Below are 23,714 nucleotides of genomic sequence, written 5' to 3'. Positions count from 1 at the left end.
GTAACATGAGTTTTCCGATCATTCGCAATCGCAGGCTGCGCGGATCGGCTGCACTACGCAATCTGGTGCGGGAAACGCAACTGACGACTAACGATTTCATCTATCCGATATTCGTAACCGAAGGCAGCGGGGTAAAAGAAGAGATCGGCTCAATGCCCGGGGTTTACCACTGGTCGCTCGATTTGCTGGAGCAAGAAATTCACGAGATCGCCGGACTGGGCATTCAGGCCATATTGCTGTTCGGCGTGCCGGATCATAAGGACGAGATCGGCTCGGAGGCGTACGGCAATAACTCGATCGTGCAGCGGGCGACGCGCAAAATTAAAGAGTGGGAGCCTGATCTGCTGATTGTGGCCGACACGTGTTTATGCCAATTTACGAGCACGGGCCATTGCGGCGTCATTCGCCGCGACGAGCAAACGGGCCGTGCGGACGTCGACAACGACGCGTCGCTGGAGCTGCTGGTGAAGACGGCCGTGTCCCAGGCGGAGGCCGGGGCGGATATCATTGCTCCGTCCAACATGATGGACGGCTTCGTGCAGGCGATCCGTTGCGGACTGGACGAGGCGGGCTTCGAGCATGTGCCGATTATGTCGTATTCGGTCAAGTATGCATCCGCCTACTACGGTCCTTTCCGCGATGCCGCTCATTCGGCGCCGCAATTCGGCGACCGCAAGACGTATCAGATGGACCCGGCGAATGTGCGCGAGGCGCTGCGCGAGGCGGAGAGCGACGTGGTGGAAGGCGCCGATATGCTGATGGTGAAGCCGGCGCTCGCTTATCTGGACGTTGTGAGGATGCTGAAGGAGCAGTTTGACCTGCCGCTCGTCGCTTACAATGTGAGCGCGGAATATTCGATGGTGAAGGCGGCCGCCCGGAACGGATGGCTGGACGAGAAGGCGATCGTGCTGGAAACGCTGCTCGGCATGAAACGGGCCGGCGCGGATATGATTATTACGTATTTCGCCAAAGATGCGGCGCGCTGGCTGCGAGGCGAGTAAGAAATTAACCCCACAAAGTGGAGCCTAACCTTCGAAGCTTATTCCAAATACTTTGCGGGGAGCCCCGAAACTGAAATACAAAAAGGGCCAGCCGGCAATCGTCCGGTTGAGCCCTTTTTCATTGCGATCCGATTACGAACATAATGTCCCCCCGCATCACTTCTTTAATCTGACGGCTTTCTGTACCAAGAGAAACTTCCGCCAAGTCGCGGTCGCTTTTCCTTGAATTACGTTCTTATCGGCCATACGATGCGAACCAGCCGAATACGCCGACAAGCACGACGGCTGTGAAAAAGAAGTAGCTAAAGGTACGGAGCGGCTTAGGCAGCGTGTCGGGTGCGCTTTGCTTCATTTCTTTCTCCTCCTTTCTCGTTTCCCATTCCTGTGGCGACTGACTCAAGCAAGTCCCTCCTCCGGGAAGCGTTTTCATCTTACTACTATTAACGCAGCGTACGCAAAAAAGTTTCACCTTTTTATATTCCAATTTGAACAAATTTGTGCAGGTAGTTTCCAGTTTGTCCGGCTATCTGTCTTTTGTCATAGTTTTGTCGGATTATTGGCAGACCCTTGGTTGTTACTGCGGTTGAAATCGGGCATAATGAAAGTTGGCAAACGCCGAAATTGCTTTCTTCCGAAAAGCGCAGGCGAAGAAAAGGGGAAAACAATCCATGGCTTACAACGACAACTTTTTGCGGGCGTGCCGCAAACAGCCGGTGGACCGGCTTCCGGTTTGGTATATGCGTCAGGCAGGCCGGTACGATCCGGATTATCGCAAAATTAAAGAGAAATATTCGCTGCTTGAAATATGCGCGCAGCCCGAGCTGGCCGCGGAAGTGACGATGATGCCCGTGAAGAAGCTCGGCGTCGACGCCGCTATTTTATATTCGGACATCATGAATCCGGTTGCGTCGCTAGGCGTTAACTTCGATATCGTTAAAAACATCGGGCCGGTTATCGAAAATCCGCTCCGCACGGCGCAGGACGTGTCAAGCTTGAAGCCGATCGACATTGAGGGGGATTTGTCCCATATCATCGAGACGATCCGCATTTTGGACCGCGAGCTGGAAGTGCCGCTTATTACATTCGCGGGAGCGCCATTCACGATTGCCAGCTACCTGATCGAAGGCAGGCCCTCCAAGAGCTACATAAAGACGAAAGAAATGATGTATAGCGCGCCGGATGTTTGGTTTATGCTGATGGATAAGCTTGGCGACATGGTTATCGCTTATTTGCGCGCGCATATCGCCGCCGGAGCGAAAGCGGTACAATTGTTCGACAGTTGGGTAGGCTCGCTGTCGCCGGTCGATTTCCGGGCCTATGTGCTGCCTACGATCGACCGTATTTTCGCGGGGTTGGCCGACTTGCCGCAGCCGAAAATTTATTTTCCCGGCGTCAGCTCGGGCGAGCTGCTGGGCGATTTGCACGCGCTTCAGGCGGATGTCATCGGACTCGACTGGAGAGTGCCGATCGGCGAAGGACGGAAACGGCTCGATTATAGGTTTGCCGTGCAGGGCAACTTGGACCCGTACCTGTTGACGGCTCCGACGGAGCTTATCGAACGTCAGGCGAAGGTGCTGATCGACGATGGCTTGCAGCATCCGGGCTATATTTTCAATCTGGGGCACGGACTGTTCCCCGAGGCGTCGCTGGATAAGCTGAAGCAGTTGACCGAATTTGTACACCGTTATTCCGAGCAGGCCATCCGGGATCAGCGGAACAGCGGAGGGAGCAATTGATATGCCGAAACGGAAAATAGGCGTCCTGGTTATGTCGTATGGGACTCCGGAAAGCATGGACGGAATCGAAGCGTACTACACGCATATTCGCCGAGGATCGCCGCCGTCCGAGGAGCAGCTTCAGGCACTGACCGACCGGTACGAAAAAATCGCCATCGGCGTCTTCCCGCTGCGCGAAAATACGAACCGTCAAGTGGAACAGCTCGAGCTTACGCTGAACAAGGAGCACCCGGAGTACGAATTTAAGTGCTATCAAGGCTTGAAGCATGCCGCGCCGTTTATCGAAGACGGCGTTAAGCAGATGGCCGAGGACGGAATCCGCGAAGCGGTCGGCATCGTGCTGGCCCCGCACTATTCGATTATGAGCGTAGGCGGTTATACGAAGCGGGCGGAGGAAGCGGCGGCAGCGCACGGCGTATCGATCAAGTGCGTCAAAAGCTACCATCTTCATCCGAAGCTGATCGAGGCGCTGACCGTACGGGTGAAGGACGGGCTGAAGCGGTTTGACGTGCCGCAGGAGCAAGTGCGGGTAATTTTCTCGGCGCACAGCTTGCCGGAAAAAATACTCGAGATGAACGACCCGTATCCGGATCAACTGCTTGCATCGTCCAAGGCGGTCGCGGACAAAGCAGGCGTTCAAAATTGGCAGTTTGCTTGGCAGAGCGCCGGTCAGACGGCAATGCCGTGGCTCGGACCGGATATTTTGGACGTGCTGGGGACGATTCGCCGCGAAGAGGACGTCAAGCATGTGCTGCTGTGTCCGATCGGCTTCGTATCCGATCATCTGGAAGTGCTGTACGATATCGACATCGAAGGCCAGCAGTTGGCGAAGGAACTGGGCATCCATCTGGAGCGGACCGCTTCGCTTAATACGGACCCGCTGTACATGGAAACGTTGAGCGACGCCACGGCGGAGCGGCTCGGGCAGGACTGAAAAATCAGAAGGAGTGACGCATGATGTCGGAACAGTTCAAGCGGGACGACCGGAAGTCCGCCGCGGCATTCGAGGAAGCGAAGCGTTATATTCCCGGGGGCGTGAACAGCCCGGTTCGGGCATTCAAATCGGTAGGCTTGACGCCGGCCTATATCGAGCGGGGCAGCGGCTCGCGCGTGTATGATATCGACGGCAACGAGTTCATCGATTATGTGGGCTCCTGGGGTCCGCTCATCGTCGGACATGCCCACCCGGAAGTGGTTGAGGCGATTAAACGCACGGCCGAAAAAGGAACGAGCTTCGGCGCCCCGACTGAGATCGAAACGGAGATGGCGAAGCTCGTCTGCGAGCGCGTGCCGTCGATCGAGATCGTCAGAATGGTCAACTCCGGTACGGAAGCGACGATGAGCGCGCTTCGGCTGGCGAGAGGTTTCACGGGACGGAGCAAAATTTTGAAATTCGAAGGCTGCTACCACGGCCATGCCGATTCGCTGCTGATTAAGGCCGGTTCCGGCGTCGCCACGCTTGGCTTGCCCGACAGCCCGGGTGTGCCGGAGGGAGTCGCCATTAATACGATTACGGTTCCGTACAACGATCTGGAATCGGTGCGGCTTGCGTTCGAGAAGTTCGGCGAGGAGATCGCTGCCGTCATCGTCGAGCCGGTTGCGGGCAACATGGGCGTCGTGCCGCCGCTGCCCGGCTTCCTGCAAGGGCTGAGAGACGTTACGAAACAATACGGCAGCTTGCTTATCTTTGACGAAGTCATGACCGGCTTCCGTGTCGGGTACAACTGCGCGCAAGGGCGGTTCGGCATTACGCCGGACCTCACCTGTCTCGGCAAAGTCATCGGCGGCGGTTTGCCGGTAGGCGCTTACGGCGGCCGGCGCGATATAATGGAGCGGATGGCGCCGAGCGGACCGATCTATCAGGCGGGGACGCTGTCCGGCAATCCGCTGGCGATGATAGCCGGTTATACGACGCTGAAGCTGCTGGAGAAGCCGGGCGTATACGACGAGTTGGAACGCAAGTCGGCCCGTCTTGAGGAAGGTTTCCTGAACAATGCGAAGGAGCTGGGCGTTCCTTCGACGATCAACCGGGTCGGCTCGATGGTATGCCCGTTTTTTACCGATGTGCATGTTACCAATTACGAAACGGCGAAAACATCGGACTTGGCGCGTTTCGGCCGCTACTTCGGTCACATGCTCGATCTCGGCGTCAGCGTAGCTCCTTCGCAATTCGAAGGCATGTTCGTTTCCGCCGCCCATTCGGACGAGGACATCGAGGCGACAATCGCAGCGAACCGCGAGGCGTTGAAGCGGACTCTTTCTTGAAACAGGATTCGTTTATTATGCGGGGCGGCCGGAAGGGCGCCTCTTATTTTTTGAGCGTATTGTAAAAATAGCAGTCTTTCGCACCTCTCATTTTTGTGAAAACAGTTTATTGGAACAAAATAAAGTGATTTTGGGCCTCTTATTTGCCTCGGCAATACCTCTGAAACACAATAATGCGTTCAAAATAAGAGGCTAAAAAGACTGCACGTTCAAAAGCATCTTATTTCTAATTAGCCGTCATGAAAGAGCCTTCCGGGTTCACTCGTAAAAGTGAATCGGGAGGCTCTTCGTTTAGTCCGTGGTAGAGGTATGTATTTTGAATGAAGGCGGTTTCGTTATTTCGGCTGCGCTGCTCCGGTTGCCACTTCTGTAGTGCCTGAAACGCCGGAAGCGGAAGTGCTTGAAGTGCTGACCGTATTCGTTGCGCTATTAACCGAAGGCGCATTCTGTGGGTTAGTCGCCGCTCCGGATGCTGCGCCGGTAGTCGGAGTCGCAGCGCCTGTAGCGCCAGGCTGAGCGGTGTCGGTTTTCGGTGCGGCCGGAGGCGTTGCCGGCTGCCCTCCTCCGCTGCTGCTGGTTCCCGGCTGCGCTGCTTCGCTCTTGCCTGTCTCAACCGCTCCCGCTGCCGGGGCTCCGCCGCTGCCGCCACCGGCAGCAGGAGCGGTATTCCCGGAGGAAGTCCCGTTAGTAGTTCCGTTAGTAGTTCCGTTAGTCGCACCGTTGGTAGCTCCATTGGTAGCTCCATTGGTAGTTCCGTTAGTTGTACCGTTGGTAGCTCCGTTAGGTGCTCCAGTCCCGCCTGTAGCCGCGCCGTTCGAAGGCGCCGTTTGGCCGTTTCCGGAGCCTGCGGCCGGCGTATCCGGTTTGGTTCCGCCTGAACCCGCGCCGCCTGCATTGCCTGCCGGAGCGCCGCCGGGAGTCGTTGCCGGTTTCGAGCCCGCGGAGCCTGTGCCGGTATCCGTCTTCGGCGGTGTCGTCTTATCGCCGCCGGTTCCCGGCTTGGCCGGCTCCTGTGTCGTTTTCTCGGGCTGTGATTTTTCCGGTTCGGTTTTCTTCGGCGGGTTCTGCGGCTGGTTTTGCTGCTGCTTCTTCAGCTCGGCCTGCTCTTTCAAAAAGTCTGGATGGTCGAACGCGCCGCCCGGATTGATTTTGTCTAGACCATCCCAGACGCGATCCACCTTATACGTCTCGGGTTCGTCAATGACGACCAGACCCGAAGGCAGTCTCCGCTCGCCGTAGCGGCTGGACGGCTTCGTGAGCACATCGCCCTTCACGACAAGCTCCGAGGAGGCTCCTCCGTCCATCATTCCGGCGTTGATCGCGCCTTCCTTGAGCAGCAAATCTTGAACTTCCTTGAGTGTAGCTCCCACGCTGGTCGTTTGGCGGCCGTCGATTACAACGAATATAAGAGTGCCGTCTTCCTTTTGCCCGACTGCCGTGCGCGGAGCGCGTCCCCAGCCGCCGTCGCCCGACGTAATTTGCGGGTTGCCGTTGGCGATGAGCCGCGGCGCTAGAAACGATACCGCATCGGTGACGCCCATCGCTTGCAGCTCGAACAAGCTGTACTTGCCGACAACAAGCGTGCCTTCCTTGGTGAAGCCGATAATGTGCTGCGCGGTCGTTGGCTCTACGTCGGCGAAAACCGCCTCGTTGCCCGACAAAATGAGCCCGATCGGGGCGAAGCCGTTGCCGAGCCCGTCAGGGTCGACAAAGCCGCCGCCGTTAATGCCTGCTACCGCGCCGGTCCGCTTCACCATCGAGCTGATCCGTTCGCCTTCGCCGACCTTGTTCGGCACGACGACGCGAACCGATGTCGGGTCGTACACATAGATCATTTTGCCTTTCCAGAACTGGCCCGATATGTCGATCGGCTCGCTGATCAGTTCATCGACGGAACGCGCCTTGCGCTGAACCAGATCGTGCTTGATCAAATTCAGGTCCTGTTTCTCCAAAGCCGATGTTTCGGTAAATTGATGGGACATTTTGACCATATAATCGCGTTTGTCCGCCCCGACGAATATCCAGGCCCAATCGCGATGCTGGGTCGAAATGACCGTTTGCGCCAAAAATTCGCGAATGGCGAGCCCAGGAGGCGTCAAATATAAAAAGCTGGATGTGGCAAAAGTAAGAATCGCGATAACAAGCAGCGACTTTTTTAGCCAGCTCCAGCCTCCCAGTTGTCTTCGGGTTTCGGTCCACATTTGGATGGCTGTGCTCACAGCAAAACTCCTCCTCATAGTAAAAAGCCTACCATCCATCATCATATCATATTCTTTTTTGGTTTTGGATCGGCAGTTTGATAAAATATAAGGAAAAACCGGCGAAATCAGGTGAAATTTTTCTTATGAAGCAGTATTATATTTTCGATTTTCCGCTGCAAATGTACGGAATCGGTTTGTTGTTTGCCGTCTGGCTGTTCTGGATCGTTTTCAGGGCATACCGCAGAGCGAAGGCGGCTGGTACGAAACCAGGCGGAATGCGGAATCGGAGTGAATGTTAAGAGAACCCCACAATACTTTGCGGCGAGCCCCGAAAAACGTGTCATGCGTTCCTACTTGCGCCCATATACTGGATACAGAACGATCTTGACAATCAACCAAGGCAGGACGTTATGGAAGGAGGAATTGCAGTGAGCGAACAGCAGCCCGGCTTGCGCTTCGATATATACGAGCGCGTTCATTTGCCGGAAGAGGTGTCCGCCATTCAGGAGTTGGACGAGGTCGAGCTGACTCCCCATATTCGCGTTGCCGTAGAAGGAGAGCAGGCGATCGTCAGAGGTTATTTGCTGCTGACCGGCTCCTATACGGGACAAGCGGACCGAACGAACGGGGGGGCGCAAACGCTGGAACATACGATTCCGGTCGAAATTACGCTTCCAATCAACCGGGTTCGAAGCGTGGACGACATTTCGGTCGAAATCGAAAATTTCGACATTGATTTGTTGTCGGCGCGCAGCCTGAACGTCACCGGCGTTCTTTCCCTGAACGGAATCGAGATGGAGCCCGGCATTGCCGAATTGTGGCAGGAAGAGGAAGAGATCTTATTCGTTCACGAATCGCCCAAGCGGGACGAGTCCCCGGCAATCGAGGGAGCCGGACAGGCGGAGGACGATAAGGAGGAAGATCAGGACCAAACGTTCCAGCAGCCGGCAATCGAGCATCCAGCATTCGAACAGCCGGTATTCCAGCAGCCGACGTTTACCGCACCGAGCTTCTTCAGGCCCGAAACCGGGCAAGCGGCACCCGATGTTAGTGAGATCGAGGCTGCGGAAAGAGAGCGTGTCAAGCTTCCGGACAACAATTACGAGGATCTCGAGGCGCTTGCGGAATACGATAACGAGCCGGAAGCGAAGCCTGCGTCGGCGCTGCCCGCGGAGGAACCGGTTCAGGCCGATGAAGCGGAAAAGGGTGAGATGAAAATCGCATTCGGCAGCAAAAAGCCGGAGCACCCGGAAACGTTCGACCTGAAATCGTACGTCGGCAAAAGCGATGAGTACAGACCGGGCCCCAAAAGCACGCCAGCGGCGGTCGGTCAGCCTGCGCCACAAGCCGGTCAGCGATTCGGCAAGCCGTTTCGGCAGGAGCCTGTGACCGTGCCGGAGGCGGCAGCCGAATCCGATGTACTGGAATGGAAAAACCTGTTTATCTCCGCAAGCGAGGAGCAGCAGTTCCGCAAAGTACGATTGTGCATCGTACATAAAGAGGATACGCTCGAATCGATTGCGAAAAAATACGACCGGAAGCCGCAGGAGCTTCGGCTTTACAACGGCATGAGCGATCAGGAAGTTACGGAAGGGCAAGTGATCTACATTCCTTGAGCAAGTCCCGCCGTCCCATACACCTAAACGCCAATAAAACGCGTCCCCGAGCCGAGCAACGCGGCAATCGGGGACGCGTTTTAAGTTTTTGCATGTATGCTCGACGAACCGGGCGCTTAGTACACGTTTAGCAAAAAGCCGATATAAAGCAGGAACAGCCCGAACAATATAAAAATATCGAGCCCCGTAGGCAGCAGCAAAGTTCTGACGAATTGAATGCAGATCAAGGGGAAAAGGACGCCTTTGACGGAATAGCGGATTTTCCACCACCATTTATCCATACACTCACGCTCCTTACAAGTCGTAACGGACGGTTCGCGTAGAAAAGTCATACCAATGTATGACGTTTCGGCCGAAATGATCCTTCTATATATGTATGAAGCCCCGTCCGTTGGATATGCTGATAAAATCACAGTTGAAATAAGCGGGGACGGGGGGCGGATTCATGGCCCGGACCATGCATTCGATCTATCAGGCGGTTTGGATTACTTCGCTGATCGCGCTTGTCATCTACGTGGTGAGGCAAATGTTCAAGCGCGATTAAATGACGGGCGCTCATTGACTCGCTGCGACAAAATGATTAATATAGAGACAGGAAACAAACTGGCAATAAAGCACAAAGACTTTGAAAGGGAGTAGTAGGCAGTCAAGCCTTCAGAGAGCGGACCGTTGTTGCTGTGAAGTTCCGCAGGATGTAGCTGACCGAAGTCGCCCTCGAGTCGCCGGGAATCCGGCCGGCCGCAGCCGTTATCTGCCCGAGTGTCGTGCCCGCGAAAGAAGACGGGTGCGGAATAAAGGTGGTACCACGGAAGCAATGCCTTTCGTCCTTTGCGGCGAAAGGCTTTTTTGTTTTTTCTTTAAGAGCCGCGCTTTCGGCGGCGAATGAAACGGAGGTTGTTCCCCATGACGGACATGCAGGAAATGAAAACGCGGGAATCGGTTTCGATGCCCACGACGTACGACCCGAAATCGGCGGAAGCAAAATGGTACGCCTACTGGCTGGAGAACGGCGTGTTCGAAGCCGGCAAACGTCCGGACGCGCAGCCGTATACGATTGTCATACCGCCCCCGAACGTAACGGGGATGCTCCATATCGGCCATGCGCTGGACTGCACGCTTCAGGACATTATGACGCGTATGAAACGGATGCAGGGTTTTGACGCTTTGTGGCTGCCGGGCACGGACCATGCCGGTATTTCCACGCAGACGAAGGTGGAGCAGAAGCTGCGAGAGCAAGGAGTCTCGCGGCACGATCTGGGCCGGGAAGCGTTTCTTGAGAAAGTATGGGAATGGAAAGAGCTGTATGCGAACACGATTCACGAGCAATGGGCCAAGGTCGGCTTTTCCCTCGACTATTCCCGTGAGCGGTTCACGCTGGACGAAGGGCTGTCCCGCGCGGTTCGCGAGGTGTTCGTCAAGCTGTACGAGAAGGGGCTCATTTACCGCGGCAAACGGATCATCAACTGGGATCCGGCGGCGCGTACGGCGCTGTCGGATATCGAGGTCGAGCATAAGGAAGTGCAAGGCGGCCTATACCATCTGCAATATCCGCTCAAGGACGGAAGCGGCCATATTACGGTGGCGACGACGCGTCCCGAAACGATGCTCGGCGATACGGCGGTAGCCGTTCATCCGGACGACGAGCGGTACAGCGGCATGATCGGCAAAATGCTCGTCCTGCCGATTATCGGCCGGGAAATTCCGGTCGTGGCGGACGAATATGTCGACAAGGAGTTCGGCAGCGGGGCGGTTAAGATTACGCCGGCTCACGATCCGAACGACTTCGAGGTCGGCCAGCGCCACGAGCTGCCGCAAGTTCTCGTGATGGACGAATCCGGCGTCATGAACGCGAATGCGGGACCTTATCAAGGCATGGATCGCTTCGACTGCCGCAAGAAGCTCGTTCAGGACTTGAAGGAGCAGGGCGTTCTGCTCAAAATCGAGGAGCACGTGCATCAGGTCGGCCATAGCGAACGTACTGGGGTTGTCGTTGAGCCGTACTTGTCCACCCAATGGTTTGTCAGCATGAAGCCGCTGGCCGACAAGGCGATCGAGGTGCAAAAATCGGGCGATGGCGTACATTTCGTTCCGGATCGCTTCGAAAGAACATATTTGCAATGGATGGAAAACGTCCGCGACTGGTGCATTTCCCGCCAGCTTTGGTGGGGGCACCGGATTCCGGCCTGGTATTGCGCCGATTGCGACGGTATCACAATCGCAAGAGAAGACGCGACAAAATGCTCGCATTGCGGCAGCGAACATGTGAAGCAGGATGAAGATGTGCTCGACACCTGGTTCAGCTCGGCGCTGTGGCCGTTCTCGACGCTCGGGTGGCCGGATCAGACGGCAGACTTGAATAAGTATTTTCCGACGAGTCTGCTCGTAACCGGCTACGACATCATTCCGTTCTGGGTATCGCGGATGATCTTCAGCTCGCTCGAATTTACCGGACAAAATCCGTTCAAGGACGTGCTGATCCACGGTCTCGTACGCGATTCGGAAGGTATCAAAATGTCCAAGTCGCTCGGCAACGGGGTTGACCCGCTTGACGTTATCGAGAAATATGGAGCGGACGCGATGCGTTACATGCTGTCCACGAGCAGCACGCCGGGGCAGGATTTGCGCTTCCGCTGGGAGCGGGTCGAGCAGGCGCGCAACTTTGCGAATAAAATATGGAACGCCTCGCGCTTTGCGCTGATGAATATGGAAGGATTCACGGCGGCGGATATCGACCTCAGCGGCGAGCTCCGTACGGCGGATCGCTGGATCCTGCACCGGCTGAACGAAACGACGCGCGAAGTGACCCGTTTGATGGATCAATACGAGTTCGGGGAAACCGGCCGCAGCTTGTACAATTTCATTTGGGACGATCTGTGCGACTGGTATATCGAGTTTGCGAAGCTGTCGCTGTACGGCGAAGACGAAGCGGCGAAAAAGACGACGAAGTCGGTGCTCGCTTACGTGCTCGACCGGACGCAGCGGCTCATTCATCCGTTTATGCCGTTTATCAGCGAAGAGATCTGGCAGCACTTGCCACATGTTGGCGATACGATCGTGCTTGCGCCGTGGCCGGAATACGACCCAGCGCTGGAAGCGCCGGATGCGGTGAGCGAGATGAATCTGCTTATGGACATGATTCGCTCGGTACGCAACATCCGCGCCGAAGTGAACGTGCCTATGAGCAAGAAGGTTGAGCTGCACGTTCGAGCTTCGAGCGGCGACTCGCTGTCCATCATCGAGCGCAACGAGGAATACATCCGCCGTTTCTGCAACACGACCAGCCTTGCGTTCGGAACCGATATCGCCCATCCGGAGAAGTCGATGACGGCCATCGTAACCGGAGCGGAGCTGTTCCTGCCGCTCGCCGGTCTGATCGACATTTCGCAAGAGCTGGCGCGGCTGGACAAAGAAGTGCAGACGCTGAACGCCGAAGTGCAGCGCGTGGAGAAAAAGCTGGCGAACGAAGGCTTCGTCGCGAAGGCGCCGGCGAAGGTGATCGAGGAAGAAAAGGCAAAAATGCGCGATTACGCCGAGAAGCGCGATAAAGTGCTGGCAAGGCTTGCCGAGCTGAAAGGCTTGTAAGATTCCTTGCCGGAAGCGATAACCATGACCGGTCTGCGGAGCCGAAGCGCTCTGCAGGCCGTTTTCTGGAAATGGACCGATGACTATCAATTTCACGGGCCAAATTCATATACTAAAGGGATGAGAAGCATGAATGAAGCGACCGAAACCGCTCTAGGCGCTTTCCGGACGGCGGACGAAGCGGTGGAATGGATTACCGGAAGAATGAAATTCGGCATTCGGCCGGGCCTGAAGCGAATGGAATTGTTCATGGAAAAGCTTGGATTTCCGCAGCGGCGGCTGAAATTCATTCACGTCGCGGGTACGAACGGCAAAGGCTCGACTTGCGCCTTTTTGACGAGAACGCTTACGGCTTGCGGGTATGATGTGGGGACGTTTACTTCCCCGTATATCGAGCGGTACCAGAACCGGATTCAGTATAACGGCCAGGACATCGACGACGAATCGCTGCTGCGGCTGACCAATCTGCTGAAGCCGGTATTCGACGAAATCGCCGAGACGGAATGGGGCGCGCCGACGATGTTCGAGGTGTCGACTACTCTTGCGCTGCTTTATTTCGCCAAAGTTACGTTCCCCGACTTCGTTGTCTGGGAAACCGGACTCGGCGGCCGGCTCGATTCGACCAATATCGTCACACCGATCGTTTCGGTCATTACGAACGTCGGCCACGATCATATGGAGATTCTCGGCGATACGTTGACCGCGGTAGCGGAGGAAAAGGCGGGGATTATCAAGTCCGGCGTGCCCATCGTCAGCGCGGTGGAGCAGCCAGAGGCGATCGAAGTGATCCGCAACGTGTCCGCAGCGCGCAAAAGCACGCTTTACCTCATGAACGAGCAGTTCCGCTACGAAGCGGCAAGGTCCGAGCTGGACCGGCAGACGCTGCGTTTTACCGGGCCGTTCCGCACGCTGGATCAGGTGGATATTACGCTGAACGGCGGGCACCAGCTCAAAAATGCGGCGGTAGCCCTCATGACGCTTGAGGTGCTGCGCCAATACTACGCGATCGTGCTCGATGACGAGCCGTTCCTCGAAGGAATGCGGACGGCAAGCTGGCCGGGCCGGCTCGAGATGGTTAAGCACAGTCCGCGGATGCTGCTGGACGGGGCGCACAATCCCGAAGGGGCGGAGACGCTGGCGGAGGCGCTCCGTACGGTTTACCGCTACGGCAAGCTGCATATGATGATCGCGATGATGCCGACGAAGCAGCATGACGGCGTTATGCGCGAGCTGATGCCGCTCGTCGATTCGCTGATCGTGACCGAGCCCGATTTCTTCAAAAAAGCGGAAGCGGAATCGCTCGCCGAGCTGGCCCGGGAAACGCTGCGCGGGCTGAACCGGCAAGTTCCGGTCACCGTGGAGCCGGACTGGCGCAAAGCGCTGAAGCAGCTTGAAGAGAAAACCGGCGAGGACGATCTGGCCGTTGTGACGGGCACGTTGTATTTGATTTCCGATGTGCGCTCCTGGGTTCTGTACGGCAAAGATTCTGACAAAGGCTGGTGAGCGTAGGTGTGAAGACGACGAAAACGACGACGGAACGGGTTCATTTTATCGGAATCGGCGGGTACGGCATGAGCGCCATTGCCAAAGTGATGCTGGAGATGGGGTACAACGTAACGGGTTCGGACTTGGCCGCGCAAGAGCTAACCGACAAGCTGGCCGCCAAAGGGGCCCGCGTGTATATCGGGCACGAAGCGAGCCAGGTGCACGGGGCCGACGTCGTCGTTTATTCGACGGCTTTGCCGGCCGATAATGTGGAGGTCGCCGAGGCGAAGCGGCTCGGCATCCCGCTGCTGCACCGCTCGGAAATGCTGGCCCGGCTTATGGAGACGCGCAAAGGAATTGCCGTCGCCGGAGCCCACGGCAAAACGACGACGTCCTCGATGATCGCGCTCGTCATGGAGACGTGCGGGCTCGATCCGACCTACGTCATCGGCGGCGAGGTGATGAACCTCGGCAGCAACGCCAAAGCGGGCAAAGGCGAATATATCGTCGCCGAAGCGGACGAAAGCGACGGCTCCTTTTTACGCTACCAGCCGGCGTATGCGGTCGTCACGAACATCGAAGCGGACCACCTGGAAAATTACGACGGCAGCTTCGCCAAGCTGAAGGCGGCTTACGCCCAGTTTCTCAGCCAAGTCGCCGAAGACGGCAGGGCGGTCGTTTGCATCGACGACCCGGAAGTAAGGGAACTGCTGGAGGCCGGTGAACCCGGACGGGCGATTACGTACGGCCTGGAGCGCGAAGCGGATTACCGGGCCATTCACGTGACGACCGGCGACCGCTGCGTTGCGTTCGAGGTAGAGCATGGGGGAACGGCGCTCGGGACGGTGGAGCTGTCCGTTCCCGGACGGCACAACGTATACAACGCGCTCGCCGCGTTCGTCGTCTGCCGTGAGGCGGGCGTGCCGTTTGCGGAGTTTGCCGCAGCGATCAAGTTGTTTCGCGGCGCGAAGCGGCGTTTCCAGGTGCTCGGCGATACGGACGGCATCCTGGTCGTCGACGATTACGCGCACCATCCGACGGAAATAGCGGCCACGATCGCCGCCGCCAAAGCGACGGGAAAACGCGTCGTCGCGGTGTTTCAGCCGCAGCGCTATACGCGCACGTACTTTTTGTTCGATCAGTTCGGGGAAGCGTTCGGCGAAGCCGACGAGGTCGTCATCATCGACATCTATTCGCCGGCAGGGGAGAAGCCGATCGAGGGCATCAGCTCGGAGAAGCTGGCGGAGCTGATCCGGCGAAACGGCAATGCTAATGTGAGACATATCGCCACGGTCCGCGAAGCGACGGACTTCCTGCTCGGATTTGCGAGGCCGGGAGATCTCGTGCTTACGATGGGAGCGGGCGACATCTGGAAGGCGTCCCATGCGCTTGCGAAGGCGCTGGCGGAGCGGGAAGGCTGACCGGGGCCGGGGCTGCACATAGGAAGAGCGCGGGAAAGCGGGACGATGCTTATCGTTTCGCTTTTCTTTTTTTGTTGTAAACAGGAATGCCGCCATGTTGACGGCCGCGTAGGGGGATAGCTTTCCCGCTTGCCGGTCTGGCATAGAGGAAGCATTTGTTCCGTTATTGGGCTGGGAGGGGAGGAAAATGGCCCGATAGCGGAAGCGCTAGTTCCGTTATCTGGGGAAAAGCCAGCTTTTTTCAGCTTTGCCCGAGGGGATAACGGAACTTTTTGTTCCGTTATAAGGGGCACTTGCAGGGGCGTACAGCGATTAGCGGAAGTTCCGGTTCCGTTATTCGGAGCCGTTCGCTTCTGCCGGTCCCGAAACTTTCGGATACCGGATTCGCAGCAGGCATAAATGCCGTTTGTCCCGCATACAGATGAGAACAAGCAGTTTCAGGGACAAGGAGTGAGCCTAGCATGAACAAAGCGAGAATCACTTACCGGTTTGACGAAACGGGACGGGAGACGGTCCGCAAAGACCAGCCTCAGGTGATCCCTTTACTTAAAGAAGAATATTCGGTCGTGCGGGAGGACCATTGGCCCGGGGAAGAGCCGGTTATCGAACGATCGTCCGGCAACCATAGGGAAGAGCCGGCTCCGCGGCCCGCTCGCGGTCCGCTTTTCGATACGCAGCCGCTTAATCAGTTCACGACCGATTTCGGAGCATGGAAAAGCCCGTTCGACGAAGAGACGGAACGGGTGGAGCGGATGATTCGCGAATCGGAGCGGCAGCGGACCGAACATCCTGCTCATCCCCCGGCCTCGGCTCAGTCCCGTTTTCCGGATCGGCTGGACCCGGAGCGTTACCCGCTCGAGCCGGAGGAACGGTATGACGGTCATACCGGCTATTACGAGCCGGAGCGGGAGCGATCGGAGCGTTCGTATGTGCGGGGAGACTTGCCGCCGCATTTGCCTCCGAGCCGGTATGAGCGGAATTCTCCGACATCCTGGCTCAAGGTGATCGCTTCCGTTGCGGGGGCGGTTGGAACGGGCGTCTTGATCGGTTTTTTCGTCTTGTCGATGTTTGGCGGCGAGGAGACGCAGAAGAACGGGAGCGATGCAGCGGCGGGGCCCGGCAAGTCGGTGGCGGTCGCTCCGTCCCAGACGGGTACGGGGGCGCTTCCCGGACAAACGGCCGCCGGCGGGGGAAAAGAGAACGCCGCTCCCGCTTCTACAGCCGCGAGCGGAGCTACCGTGCCGCTGAATATGGCGGCCGCGACGTATACGCTGCTCCAGAACGGCGTATTCACCAACCAGCAGGGGGCAGATAGCGCCGTTGCCGAGCTCAAGAAGAAGGGATTAGCGGCCTATGTCCAGCAGTCGGATAAATTTTATGTGTACGTCGGTTTTGCGCCGAATCGCGACGATGCCTTGGCCCTCAGCCAACTGCTGAAGGATCAGAAGATGGAGCTGTTCCTGAAAGCTTTGCCGCTCCCCGCCGTAAGCAAAATTAAATGGGCCGGCGAACAGCCCGCCGCTGTGGAAACCTTTTTCACGCAAAATCAAAAGCTGGTACAAACGATCGGCGGCTTCGCCGTCGCCCACCTGAAAGAGAAGACGCCGTCGGCGCTTGACGACGCGACGCTGCAAACGATTCATACGGCGCATCAGGCATGGTCCGGCGCCAGCGCTACGTTCGGAAGCGGGCTTGGAGCCGACCAGAAGGCGGCGCTGCAAAAATGGGTCGCAGCGATGAACACGGCTGTGACGTCTATGGACGAGTACAAAAAAAATCCGTCCTCCGCTTATCTCTGGCAGGCGCAGTCGTCGCTGATGCAGGTATTGTTTCTGGAAAACGAGCTGTTGGCGGCCATTCAGGCTTAAACTGCCAACAAGTGAGCGAGCAAGAAAAGCCCCAAACCCACTTTGGAGAGTGGATTTGAGGCTTTTTATCCGTTTGGAGCTATCGCGGCAGATTCCGGTCAAGGAGCCGTTTTCGCCACATACCGGTCGATCATCGCAGCCATCTCGGCACGTGTCATGCTTTTGCCGGGGGAAAAGGTAGCCTCGGTTATTCCTTCCATAATGCCCTTCTGCTTCAGACGATAGATGGAGCCGGCCGCCCAGTATGAGGCGGGAACGTCTTTGAAATCGGCGGCCGCTTTCCACGGTGCGTCGGAGATGGCGCCTGTCATTCTTTCCAGCAATACTGCGACTTCGGCTCTGGTGACCGGCTGGTCGGGACGGATGGAGCCGTCTTCGTAGCCGCCCACGTAGCCGAGTCCGATAGCGGCTTGCATCGTTTTGTACGACCAGTGCGTCTGCGGCAAATCTTTGTAGACTTGAGCGGTAACAGTAGACGAGGTGGCTTGCGCCGCCACCTGTACGGAAAGACCGCTCTTCGTTTGCTGCTTGTCGCTAAAGTGAAACAGCCGGTCGGCGATCGTCAGCCACTCCGCGCGGGTCATCGGCTTGTCCGGCTCGAAGCGGCCGCCGCTGCCCTCGACAAGCCCTTTTTCCTTCAGACGGGTGATCGCGCTCTGCGCCCAGTGGCGGGAAATGTCCGAAAACGCCGCCTTCGTCAAAGGCAAGTAGGCGGCAATCCCGTTAGCCACAGCTTGGGCAAGCTGCTGTCTAACTGTATCGTTAGCGAGCCGGGCCGCGTCGCCGGAATTGCTCAGGAATGCGGTTTCCACAAGGATGCTTGGCACTTGTCCCATGCGGATCACGTATGCGGCGCTTGGCAGCAGCCCTTTGTCGGCAAAGCCGGTTTGCTTCACGATGCTTTGCTGGACGAGCTCGGCCAGTTTTTTGCTTTCCGGTGTAAGCGCGGTCATCGCATCGCTGGCGGGGTAGCTGTCTTGCGGATAATCTTTATCGTAGTAGAGCACCATCGCTCCGCTTACATTCGCATTCGGATGCGAATTGGCATGTACGGACACGAACAAGGACGGCTTCGCTTCGTCGGTCATGGCGACGCGGTCGGCGAGACTTATGTATTCGTCTGCTTTTCGGGTAAGGACGACATCGTAGCCCATCCCGGCAAGCAAGTCCCGAAGCTTCTGCGCAATGTTGTAGTTGACGTTTTTTTCGTACAATCCGTTAACCCCGATCGCTCCCGGATCGCTTCCGCCGTGGCCGGCGTCTACGACGATTTTTTCGGCAAGCGCCTTTGCGGGGGCGGCGACAAGGAAAACGGCCGCAAGAAGTAGTTTGATAAGTCCGGTGTAGAAATCTCTCATTCGCACAGTCCCTCCCCATCCTATTGTACATGGCGCGGGGGGCGGAAGTATGCAGGAAAAATGATCCAGCGAGCCTTGTACGGGTGGTTTCTAGTCGGGCCTATGCTCCATTGTCAATCGCTCCGGTTCCGTCGTATAATGGGCCGTGTACATAATGGGTGTTAGACACGTGCGGAGAGAGGACGAGTCCGATGAAAAAAAACGGTTTTACGCTGGCGCTGTTTTTACTGCTCGGCCTGCTGGCCGCGGCGATCGTCACGCAGCTTTTGGTCTCCGTTCCGTGGCTCGGCTTCTTGACGAATTCGGCGCATATTACGTGGGAGCCGAAAGCAGATTTGAATGTAATCAAGTACGATTTGTTTATTCAGGTTAAACTGAATGTAATCAGCCTTTTAGGAATTGTGGCGGCTATCTGGATATATCGTCGGATGTAACAGATTTGCGGTTACGAATCGTGGGCTGCGTCAGGAGGGATCTAATACGATGAAACAGCCGGTGCTGATCCTCGCCTCGGGATCACCTAGAAGGCAGGAACTGATTCGGACGCTTGGGCTGCCGTACCGGGTCGACGCCGCCGATGTCGACGAATCGATGCCGGAGGGCACGCCGCCGGACAAGCTGGTCGAGCGGCTGTCGCTCCGCAAAGCCGGAACGGTCGGCGCCCGAAGCCGGGAGGAGCGGGAAGCGATCGTCATCGGCTCGGATACGGTCGTCGTGCTGGACGGAATCATCCTTGGCAAGCCGAAGGACGAGCAGGATGCCTTTGATACGCTGCGGCGAATCGCAGGACGGACCCATCAGGTGTACACGGGGCTCGCCCTCTTAAGTGTTGCAGCGGGAGAGATGGCGACGTGGAGCACTATGGACGGCGAGCTTGCTGCTGGAGGGACCGATAGCGGGGACAAAGGCTCCGTAATCCGTTTCGGAGACACGGGGGTATACCGGATATGGAGCAGGACGCAGAGCGGGAATCCGCAAGCGATGGTTGGACATACCGTCAGCCATGTCACGTTCCGACCGATGAGCGACGATGAGATTTGGGCGTACGTGCGAACGGGGGAGCCGCTTGATAAAGCGGGAAGCTACGGCGTACAGGGACTTGGCGCCGTTTTTATCGAGAAGATCGAGGGCGATTTTTACAGCGTGATGGGGTTGCCGCTGAGTCTGCTCTACCAGATGCTGGTTCGGTTTGGGCTTCGTCCGTTTGGCCAAAGTGAAGACTAGAGAAGGAGAAGGTGTCTTATGCGTAGACGCCTTCTTTTTGTTATGTGTACTGTCGCCGGTGGCTGTATGCAGGTAGGTAGCGGTCTTTTGAGGCTCTTATTTGTCATGGAAATCGTGTGTTTGGAAAAATAGAGGGTTTTTGGGACTCTTATACCTGCTGCGGTAAGCTCTTAGGGGCAAACCCGGCCGTAATAAGAGCCCCAAAAGGCTTCTAGCCCTAAGGAAGTGCTAGATATTATGAGTATAGGGCGCTCTAAGGGCTCTTATTTTAGTTAGCAAGCGACGGCCGGCGCGATTAACGGGACAACACTTGCTGGATCGCCTTGTTCGCTGCTTCTTCCGCTTCCCGCAGAGCCGTGTTCGTATCCTTCTCGCCGTTCACGACAGACAGGAACGCTTTGTTCAGCTCGCCTTCGGCGATCGTCTTGAATTCTGCCCGAACGGCCGGGGCAGGCGCGGCCGGCGTTTGAGCCGTGAAGGCTTGAACATGTTTTCCTTTCCACATCGCGGCTTCTCCGATGGCGGCTTTCGCTTTCGGATCTTTCAGCGGGCTGAATACCCCGTACTTCGAAGAACGGTCGATCTGGGTTTCGCTGGAGAGCAAGGCGCTGATCGCCTGGACGGCTGCTTCCCGATGCTTGCTCGTGGACGAAAGACCGAGATAAACCGGATACGGCTGTGCCCCGATCCCGCGCAGGCCGCCCACTTCCGGCAGGGTGGCGACGTCCCAGTTGATAGGAACCGAAGGCAGGTTAAAGGTGCCGTAGGAGTTAAACGCGAGCAGCATAGCGGCTGTCCCCTGCTCAAACATTTTTAACTGGGCGCCGCCGGCCATCAACTCGGGTGTCGGAGCGTAGCCCGGAACGGTAAACAGCGGCACGATCGTTTCGAAAAAGCGCTTCCACGAATCGGTATAAAGCGCGGCCTTGTCCGTGGCTTGCGCATTCATATACCCAAGCGAGTACTGGTTGATAGCCAGTCCTCCTCCTGCGGCCGCAGTCGTCAACCCGCGGTAAGCCACGCCGCCGTCTGTCCGCGTTAACTGTTTGGCTGTCGTGAGCAGCTCCTCCCAGGTCACGCCGTCCTTCGGATACGCAATGCCGAATTTATCGAACAAGTCTTTATTGTAATACAGGCCAAGCCGTAAATCGTATACAGGCAGCAGCGGCAGCTTGTTATCGTAGGAGCGCTGAACAAGGTCGATATACGGCTTCTCGATCGCGGCCAGATCGAAGTTCATCTGCTTGACCAGAGCGCTCATATCAGTTACCAGATCCCTGTCCTTGTACAGCATAAAGCCTGCAAATGAACCGAACAAAATATCTATCGGCTGATTCGCCATCGTAATCTTGTCGACGCTGTTGTCGCCTTCGGCGTTAATGAATTTGAAGGAAATGTGCGGATACTTCTTCTGCACATACGAGGTCCACTGCGCGGCCTTCTCCGCGTCCGATCCCGTGAGCGGTGACAAGGCGTAAAACACAAGCTCTACAGGCTCTACCTGTACCGGCTTTGGCGCATCCGGTTTCGGACTTTCGCTTTGATTGCCGCAGCCTGCGAGTAGCCCCGCCAACGCCGCCGTGCACATGCCGGTAACAACCGTTTTCCGGATAACGATTTGTTTGCTCATTGCAACATCCCCCATATTAAATAGTCTTCCGTCCTGGCTTAGTATGCCGGCAGCCCCAACCCTAGCAGATCGGCCATCGTATGCTGTCGTTCCGCCTCGTAAAGCTTCCAGATGATACGCAGGCCTTGCAAGCTGGAATACCCGTCCGTCAGCGGACGTTTCTTGTTCGCGATGCACTCCAGGAAATGACGAGCTTCATGCTGCGTCAGTTTGCCGTTTTCGGAATCTTCGTACAAGATGGTAAGTTTGGAATCGGAATCGAGATTCGCCTTTTCTTCTTTGATGCTATGGTGCAAGTAGACTTTGCCGTCGGTCCGCTTGTATTCGATCATGCCGTGCGTGCAATGAATGTGCAGGCTCCAGCCAAGACGCGTTCCCCGCGCGCCCCAAGTTCCCATATGGTATCCCATCGCTCCGCTGGCGAACTCAAGCACGACGTTGCTTGTCCCTTCCTTCTCCATCCAGGGCGTCCCCAGGTTCGTTCCAATGTGACAGCCGCGAACCGGTTCGCCAAGCAGCCACAGCATCAAATCAACATAATGGCAGCCGTGACTGAAAAATTGCCCGCCGCCGAGACGCTCGGCCGACATTCCCCAATGGCCTTCCGGATATTTGGTATATTGCTCGGTCCATATCGACAGCTGGAACGGTTCACCGTACGTCTTGTTGTCGAGCCATTCCTTGATCTTCACAATCGCCGGCCAGTAGCGCACCGGATACGCCGTCATCAGCACCCGCTCGTAGCGTTCCGCCGTCTCGATCAATTGCAGGCACTCCTCTTCCGTATTGCACAGCGGCTTTTCCATCAGGACATGTTTGCCAGCCTGCAAAAAATACATCCCGACCGGAAAGTGCAGATCGTGCGGAAGCGAAATAAGGACGGCATCGACATCATCGACCAAATCTTTGTAATCCGCTACCGCCAGGCGGCTGCCCAGCTTGTCCGCCGCTTGCTGCGCCCGCTCCAATACGATATCGCATACGGCGGTCACTTCCATAAGATCGCCAAGCTGCATCATCCCCCCAATGTGTGAGCCGGCTATGTTGCCGCAGCCGATGATCCCCAATCTGATTTTTTCCATTGTTTGTCTCTCTCCTTGTCGCTCCTTTTTGGCGAACGTTCACGTCCGTGCATCCGAGCCTGCAACGTGTTCATTCTTATTTGTTATAATAGGAGAAACAGAAGGAAAAGGCTTTGTATGCGCAGTCAATTAATTTGCATGAATGGATGGGGGCGGCAGACGATCATGTATCAACGGTATCAATTAAAGGAAGAGCTGGAAATTCGCAAATTGATTACGTTTTACTACAAGGAACTACCGCGCCACTATGATACTCCGGGTGAAAAGCATGATTTTTGGGAAATGGTTTATGTAGATACAGGCGAAATCGAGATCGTGACCGATTCGCGCACTTTCCAGTTAAAGCAGGGAGAGATGGTGTTCTACAAGCCGAATGAATTCCACGGCGGCAAAGCTTTGCACGGCACTGCCCCCAATCTGATCATCGTGACCTTTGAGTGCTTCGCTCCCTGCATGTCGTTTTTTGCGGACAATTCCTTCCGGCTGCGCGATGAGGAACGCCACATCCTGACGAAGCTGGTGAAGGAGGGAAAAGCGTCGTTTGATCCGCCTATCCATTCTCCTACGATGGAGTACCCGTTTCGCCGCATGGATGCGCCTTTCGGCAGTGACCAGATCATCCGCAACTATCTGGAGATTTTGTTGATCGAGCTAATTCGTTACGGCGATACGGCTTACCGGACAACGACTGTATCGACTGCAGCCAACGAGCATAATGCGCAGGAGCTGGCAGATCAAGTGATTCAATACATGCGCCAACATCTCTCGGCTCCGATCTCGATCGACCATTTGTGCAGCCAATTTGCAATCAGCCGTTCGAAATTAAAGATGATTTTAAAGGCGCGAACCAACATGGGGGTCAGGGAGTTGTTTAATCAGCTCAAAATCGAGCAGGCCAAGCTAACGATCCGCGAAGAACGCACCAGCTTTTCCGAAATTGCGGAAAGACTCGGGTACTACAGTGTGCATCATTTCTCGCGGCAATTTAAACAGGCGACCGGCATGACGCCGACCGAGTATACCCGGTCGGTCAAAGCCAGATCCGAGTAACACCGTTAGCGCCAAGCCCGATATCAAGGCCGCTCCGGAACTTGTCGATAACTCATGAGATATTTCTTTACATGAACGCTTGTATGCCTATTGACAATACACCGGAGAGGGATGATAATGTTAAATAATTGTAAACGATCGCGAAAATGACGAGGATGATTTACAATCCAATAGGAACCGGGTGGAGACGCTGAG

Annotated in this window: 18 protein-coding genes, 1 pseudogene and 1 other annotated feature; of the genes and pseudogenes, 13 read left to right on the top strand and 6 right to left on the bottom strand. The window is 56.4% G+C overall.

All coding sequences use genetic code 11. The annotated features are described in order from the left end of the window. The first annotated feature begins 5 nt into the window (after positions 1 to 5). Positions 6 to 1,001 carry a porphobilinogen synthase gene (gene hemB / locus D7M11_RS16890; RefSeq protein WP_120748409.1) on the top strand — a complete coding sequence of 332 codons (996 nt, stop codon included), beginning with the start codon at positions 6 to 8 and terminating at the stop codon, positions 999 to 1,001. A 235-nt stretch (positions 1,002 to 1,236) separates the two neighbouring features. Here hemB and D7M11_RS36465 read toward each other — a convergent pair whose 3' ends face one another. Then, positions 1,237 to 1,401: a hypothetical protein gene (locus tag D7M11_RS36465; RefSeq protein WP_158606672.1), complete on the bottom strand. Its 165-nt coding sequence runs from the start codon at positions 1,399 to 1,401 to the stop codon at positions 1,237 to 1,239. A gap of 268 nt (positions 1,402 to 1,669) precedes the next feature. Between D7M11_RS36465 and hemE the strand changes: the two genes are divergently transcribed. From hemE to hemL, 3 genes are read left to right on the top strand one after another with little or no spacing between them, the layout of a single operon-like run. Then, the gene (gene hemE, locus D7M11_RS16885) at positions 1,670 to 2,737 is read left to right on the top strand and encodes a uroporphyrinogen decarboxylase (RefSeq protein WP_120748408.1); all 1,068 of its coding nucleotides are present in this window, start codon (positions 1,670 to 1,672) and stop codon (positions 2,735 to 2,737) included. Position 2,738: 1 nt separating this feature from the next. Next, positions 2,739 to 3,671: a ferrochelatase gene (gene hemH / locus D7M11_RS16880; protein WP_120748407.1), complete on the top strand. Its 933-nt coding sequence runs from the start codon at positions 2,739 to 2,741 to the stop codon at positions 3,669 to 3,671. Between the two features lie 23 nt (positions 3,672 to 3,694). Continuing rightward, complete coding sequence (gene hemL, locus D7M11_RS16875) at positions 3,695 to 5,002, top strand: glutamate-1-semialdehyde 2,1-aminomutase (RefSeq protein WP_120748446.1); 1,308 nt, start codon at positions 3,695 to 3,697, stop codon at positions 5,000 to 5,002. A 1,214-nt stretch (positions 5,003 to 6,216) separates the two neighbouring features. Here the strand turns inward: hemL and D7M11_RS38085 are convergent. Then, a pseudogene (locus tag D7M11_RS38085) lies at positions 6,217 to 6,759 on the bottom strand (phosphodiester glycosidase family protein); the annotation flags it as partial. 587 nt (positions 6,760 to 7,346) lie between these two features. On the opposite strand from D7M11_RS38085, the gene D7M11_RS36460 reads away from it, so the two are divergent. Further along, on the top strand, positions 7,347 to 7,502 hold the full coding sequence (locus D7M11_RS36460; protein ID WP_158606671.1) for a hypothetical protein: 156 nt from the start codon (positions 7,347 to 7,349) through the stop codon (positions 7,500 to 7,502). Positions 7,503 to 7,631: 129 nt separating this feature from the next. Next, the gene (locus D7M11_RS16865) at positions 7,632 to 8,819 is read left to right on the top strand and encodes a LysM peptidoglycan-binding domain-containing protein (protein ID WP_120748406.1); all 1,188 of its coding nucleotides are present in this window, start codon (positions 7,632 to 7,634) and stop codon (positions 8,817 to 8,819) included. A 116-nt stretch (positions 8,820 to 8,935) separates the two neighbouring features. Here the strand turns inward: D7M11_RS16865 and D7M11_RS36750 are convergent, their stop codons facing one another. Further along, a complete protein-coding gene (locus D7M11_RS36750) occupies positions 8,936 to 9,100 on the bottom strand; it encodes a hypothetical protein (protein WP_168928311.1) in 165 nt (54 codons plus the stop codon). Positions 9,101 to 9,435: 335 nt separating this feature from the next. After that, positions 9,436 to 9,651, top strand: a binding site (T-box leader). An 80-nt stretch (positions 9,652 to 9,731) separates the two neighbouring features. On the opposite strand from D7M11_RS36750, the gene D7M11_RS16860 reads away from it, so the two are divergent. The 4 genes from D7M11_RS16860 to D7M11_RS16845 all read left to right on the top strand — a co-directional run bounded on the left by D7M11_RS16860 (position 9,732) and on the right by D7M11_RS16845 (position 17,175). Beyond that, positions 9,732 to 12,401 carry a valine--tRNA ligase gene (locus D7M11_RS16860; RefSeq protein WP_120748444.1) on the top strand — a complete coding sequence of 890 codons (2,670 nt, stop codon included), beginning with the start codon at positions 9,732 to 9,734 and terminating at the stop codon, positions 12,399 to 12,401. 129 nt (positions 12,402 to 12,530) lie between these two features. Then, positions 12,531 to 13,904, top strand: a complete 1,374-nt coding sequence (locus D7M11_RS16855; RefSeq protein ID WP_120748443.1) for a bifunctional folylpolyglutamate synthase/dihydrofolate synthase — start codon at positions 12,531 to 12,533, stop codon at positions 13,902 to 13,904. 68 nt (positions 13,905 to 13,972) lie between these two features. After that, positions 13,973 to 15,307, top strand: a complete 1,335-nt coding sequence (murC, locus tag D7M11_RS16850) for a UDP-N-acetylmuramate--L-alanine ligase (protein ID WP_240041158.1) — start codon at positions 13,973 to 13,975, stop codon at positions 15,305 to 15,307. A gap of 461 nt (positions 15,308 to 15,768) precedes the next feature. Continuing rightward, positions 15,769 to 17,175, top strand: a complete 1,407-nt coding sequence (locus tag D7M11_RS16845) for an SPOR domain-containing protein (protein WP_120748404.1) — start codon at positions 15,769 to 15,771, stop codon at positions 17,173 to 17,175. Between the two features lie 98 nt (positions 17,176 to 17,273). Here the strand turns inward: D7M11_RS16845 and D7M11_RS16840 are convergent, their stop codons facing one another. After that, positions 17,274 to 18,533 carry an N-acetylmuramoyl-L-alanine amidase gene (locus D7M11_RS16840; RefSeq protein WP_120748403.1) on the bottom strand — a complete coding sequence of 420 codons (1,260 nt, stop codon included), beginning with the start codon at positions 18,531 to 18,533 and terminating at the stop codon, positions 17,274 to 17,276. Between the two features lie 191 nt (positions 18,534 to 18,724). Between D7M11_RS16840 and D7M11_RS16835 the strand changes: the two genes are divergently transcribed. After that, positions 18,725 to 18,967 (top strand): DUF4321 domain-containing protein, encoded by a 243-nt coding sequence (locus D7M11_RS16835; protein WP_120748402.1) that lies wholly within the window; start codon positions 18,725 to 18,727, stop codon positions 18,965 to 18,967. A gap of 49 nt (positions 18,968 to 19,016) precedes the next feature. After that, positions 19,017 to 19,757, top strand: coding sequence for a Maf family protein (locus D7M11_RS16830; protein ID WP_120748401.1), 741 nt, complete (start codon positions 19,017 to 19,019; stop codon positions 19,755 to 19,757). A gap of 295 nt (positions 19,758 to 20,052) precedes the next feature. On the opposite strand, the gene D7M11_RS16825 is transcribed toward D7M11_RS16830, so the two are convergent. Both D7M11_RS16825 and D7M11_RS16820 read right to left on the bottom strand, forming a co-directional pair. Next, positions 20,053 to 21,387, bottom strand: a complete 1,335-nt coding sequence (locus D7M11_RS16825) for an ABC transporter substrate-binding protein (RefSeq protein WP_158606670.1) — start codon at positions 21,385 to 21,387, stop codon at positions 20,053 to 20,055. Positions 21,388 to 21,425: 38 nt separating this feature from the next. Continuing rightward, positions 21,426 to 22,469 carry a Gfo/Idh/MocA family protein gene (locus D7M11_RS16820; RefSeq protein ID WP_120748399.1) on the bottom strand — a complete coding sequence of 348 codons (1,044 nt, stop codon included), beginning with the start codon at positions 22,467 to 22,469 and terminating at the stop codon, positions 21,426 to 21,428. Between the two features lie 138 nt (positions 22,470 to 22,607). Here D7M11_RS16820 and D7M11_RS16815 point away from each other — a divergent pair, with 138 nt between their 5' ends. After that, positions 22,608 to 23,519: a helix-turn-helix domain-containing protein gene (locus D7M11_RS16815; RefSeq protein WP_193556211.1), complete on the top strand. Its 912-nt coding sequence runs from the start codon at positions 22,608 to 22,610 to the stop codon at positions 23,517 to 23,519. The last annotated feature ends 195 nt before the right edge of the window (positions 23,520 to 23,714 follow it).

The organism is Paenibacillus ginsengarvi (assembly GCF_003626695.1).
Lineage (GTDB): Bacteria > Bacillota > Bacilli > Paenibacillales > NBRC-103111 > Paenibacillus_AB > Paenibacillus_AB ginsengarvi.
Note: the sequence above shows the minus strand (reverse complement) of the source record. Positions and strands in the feature narration are given on the sequence as shown.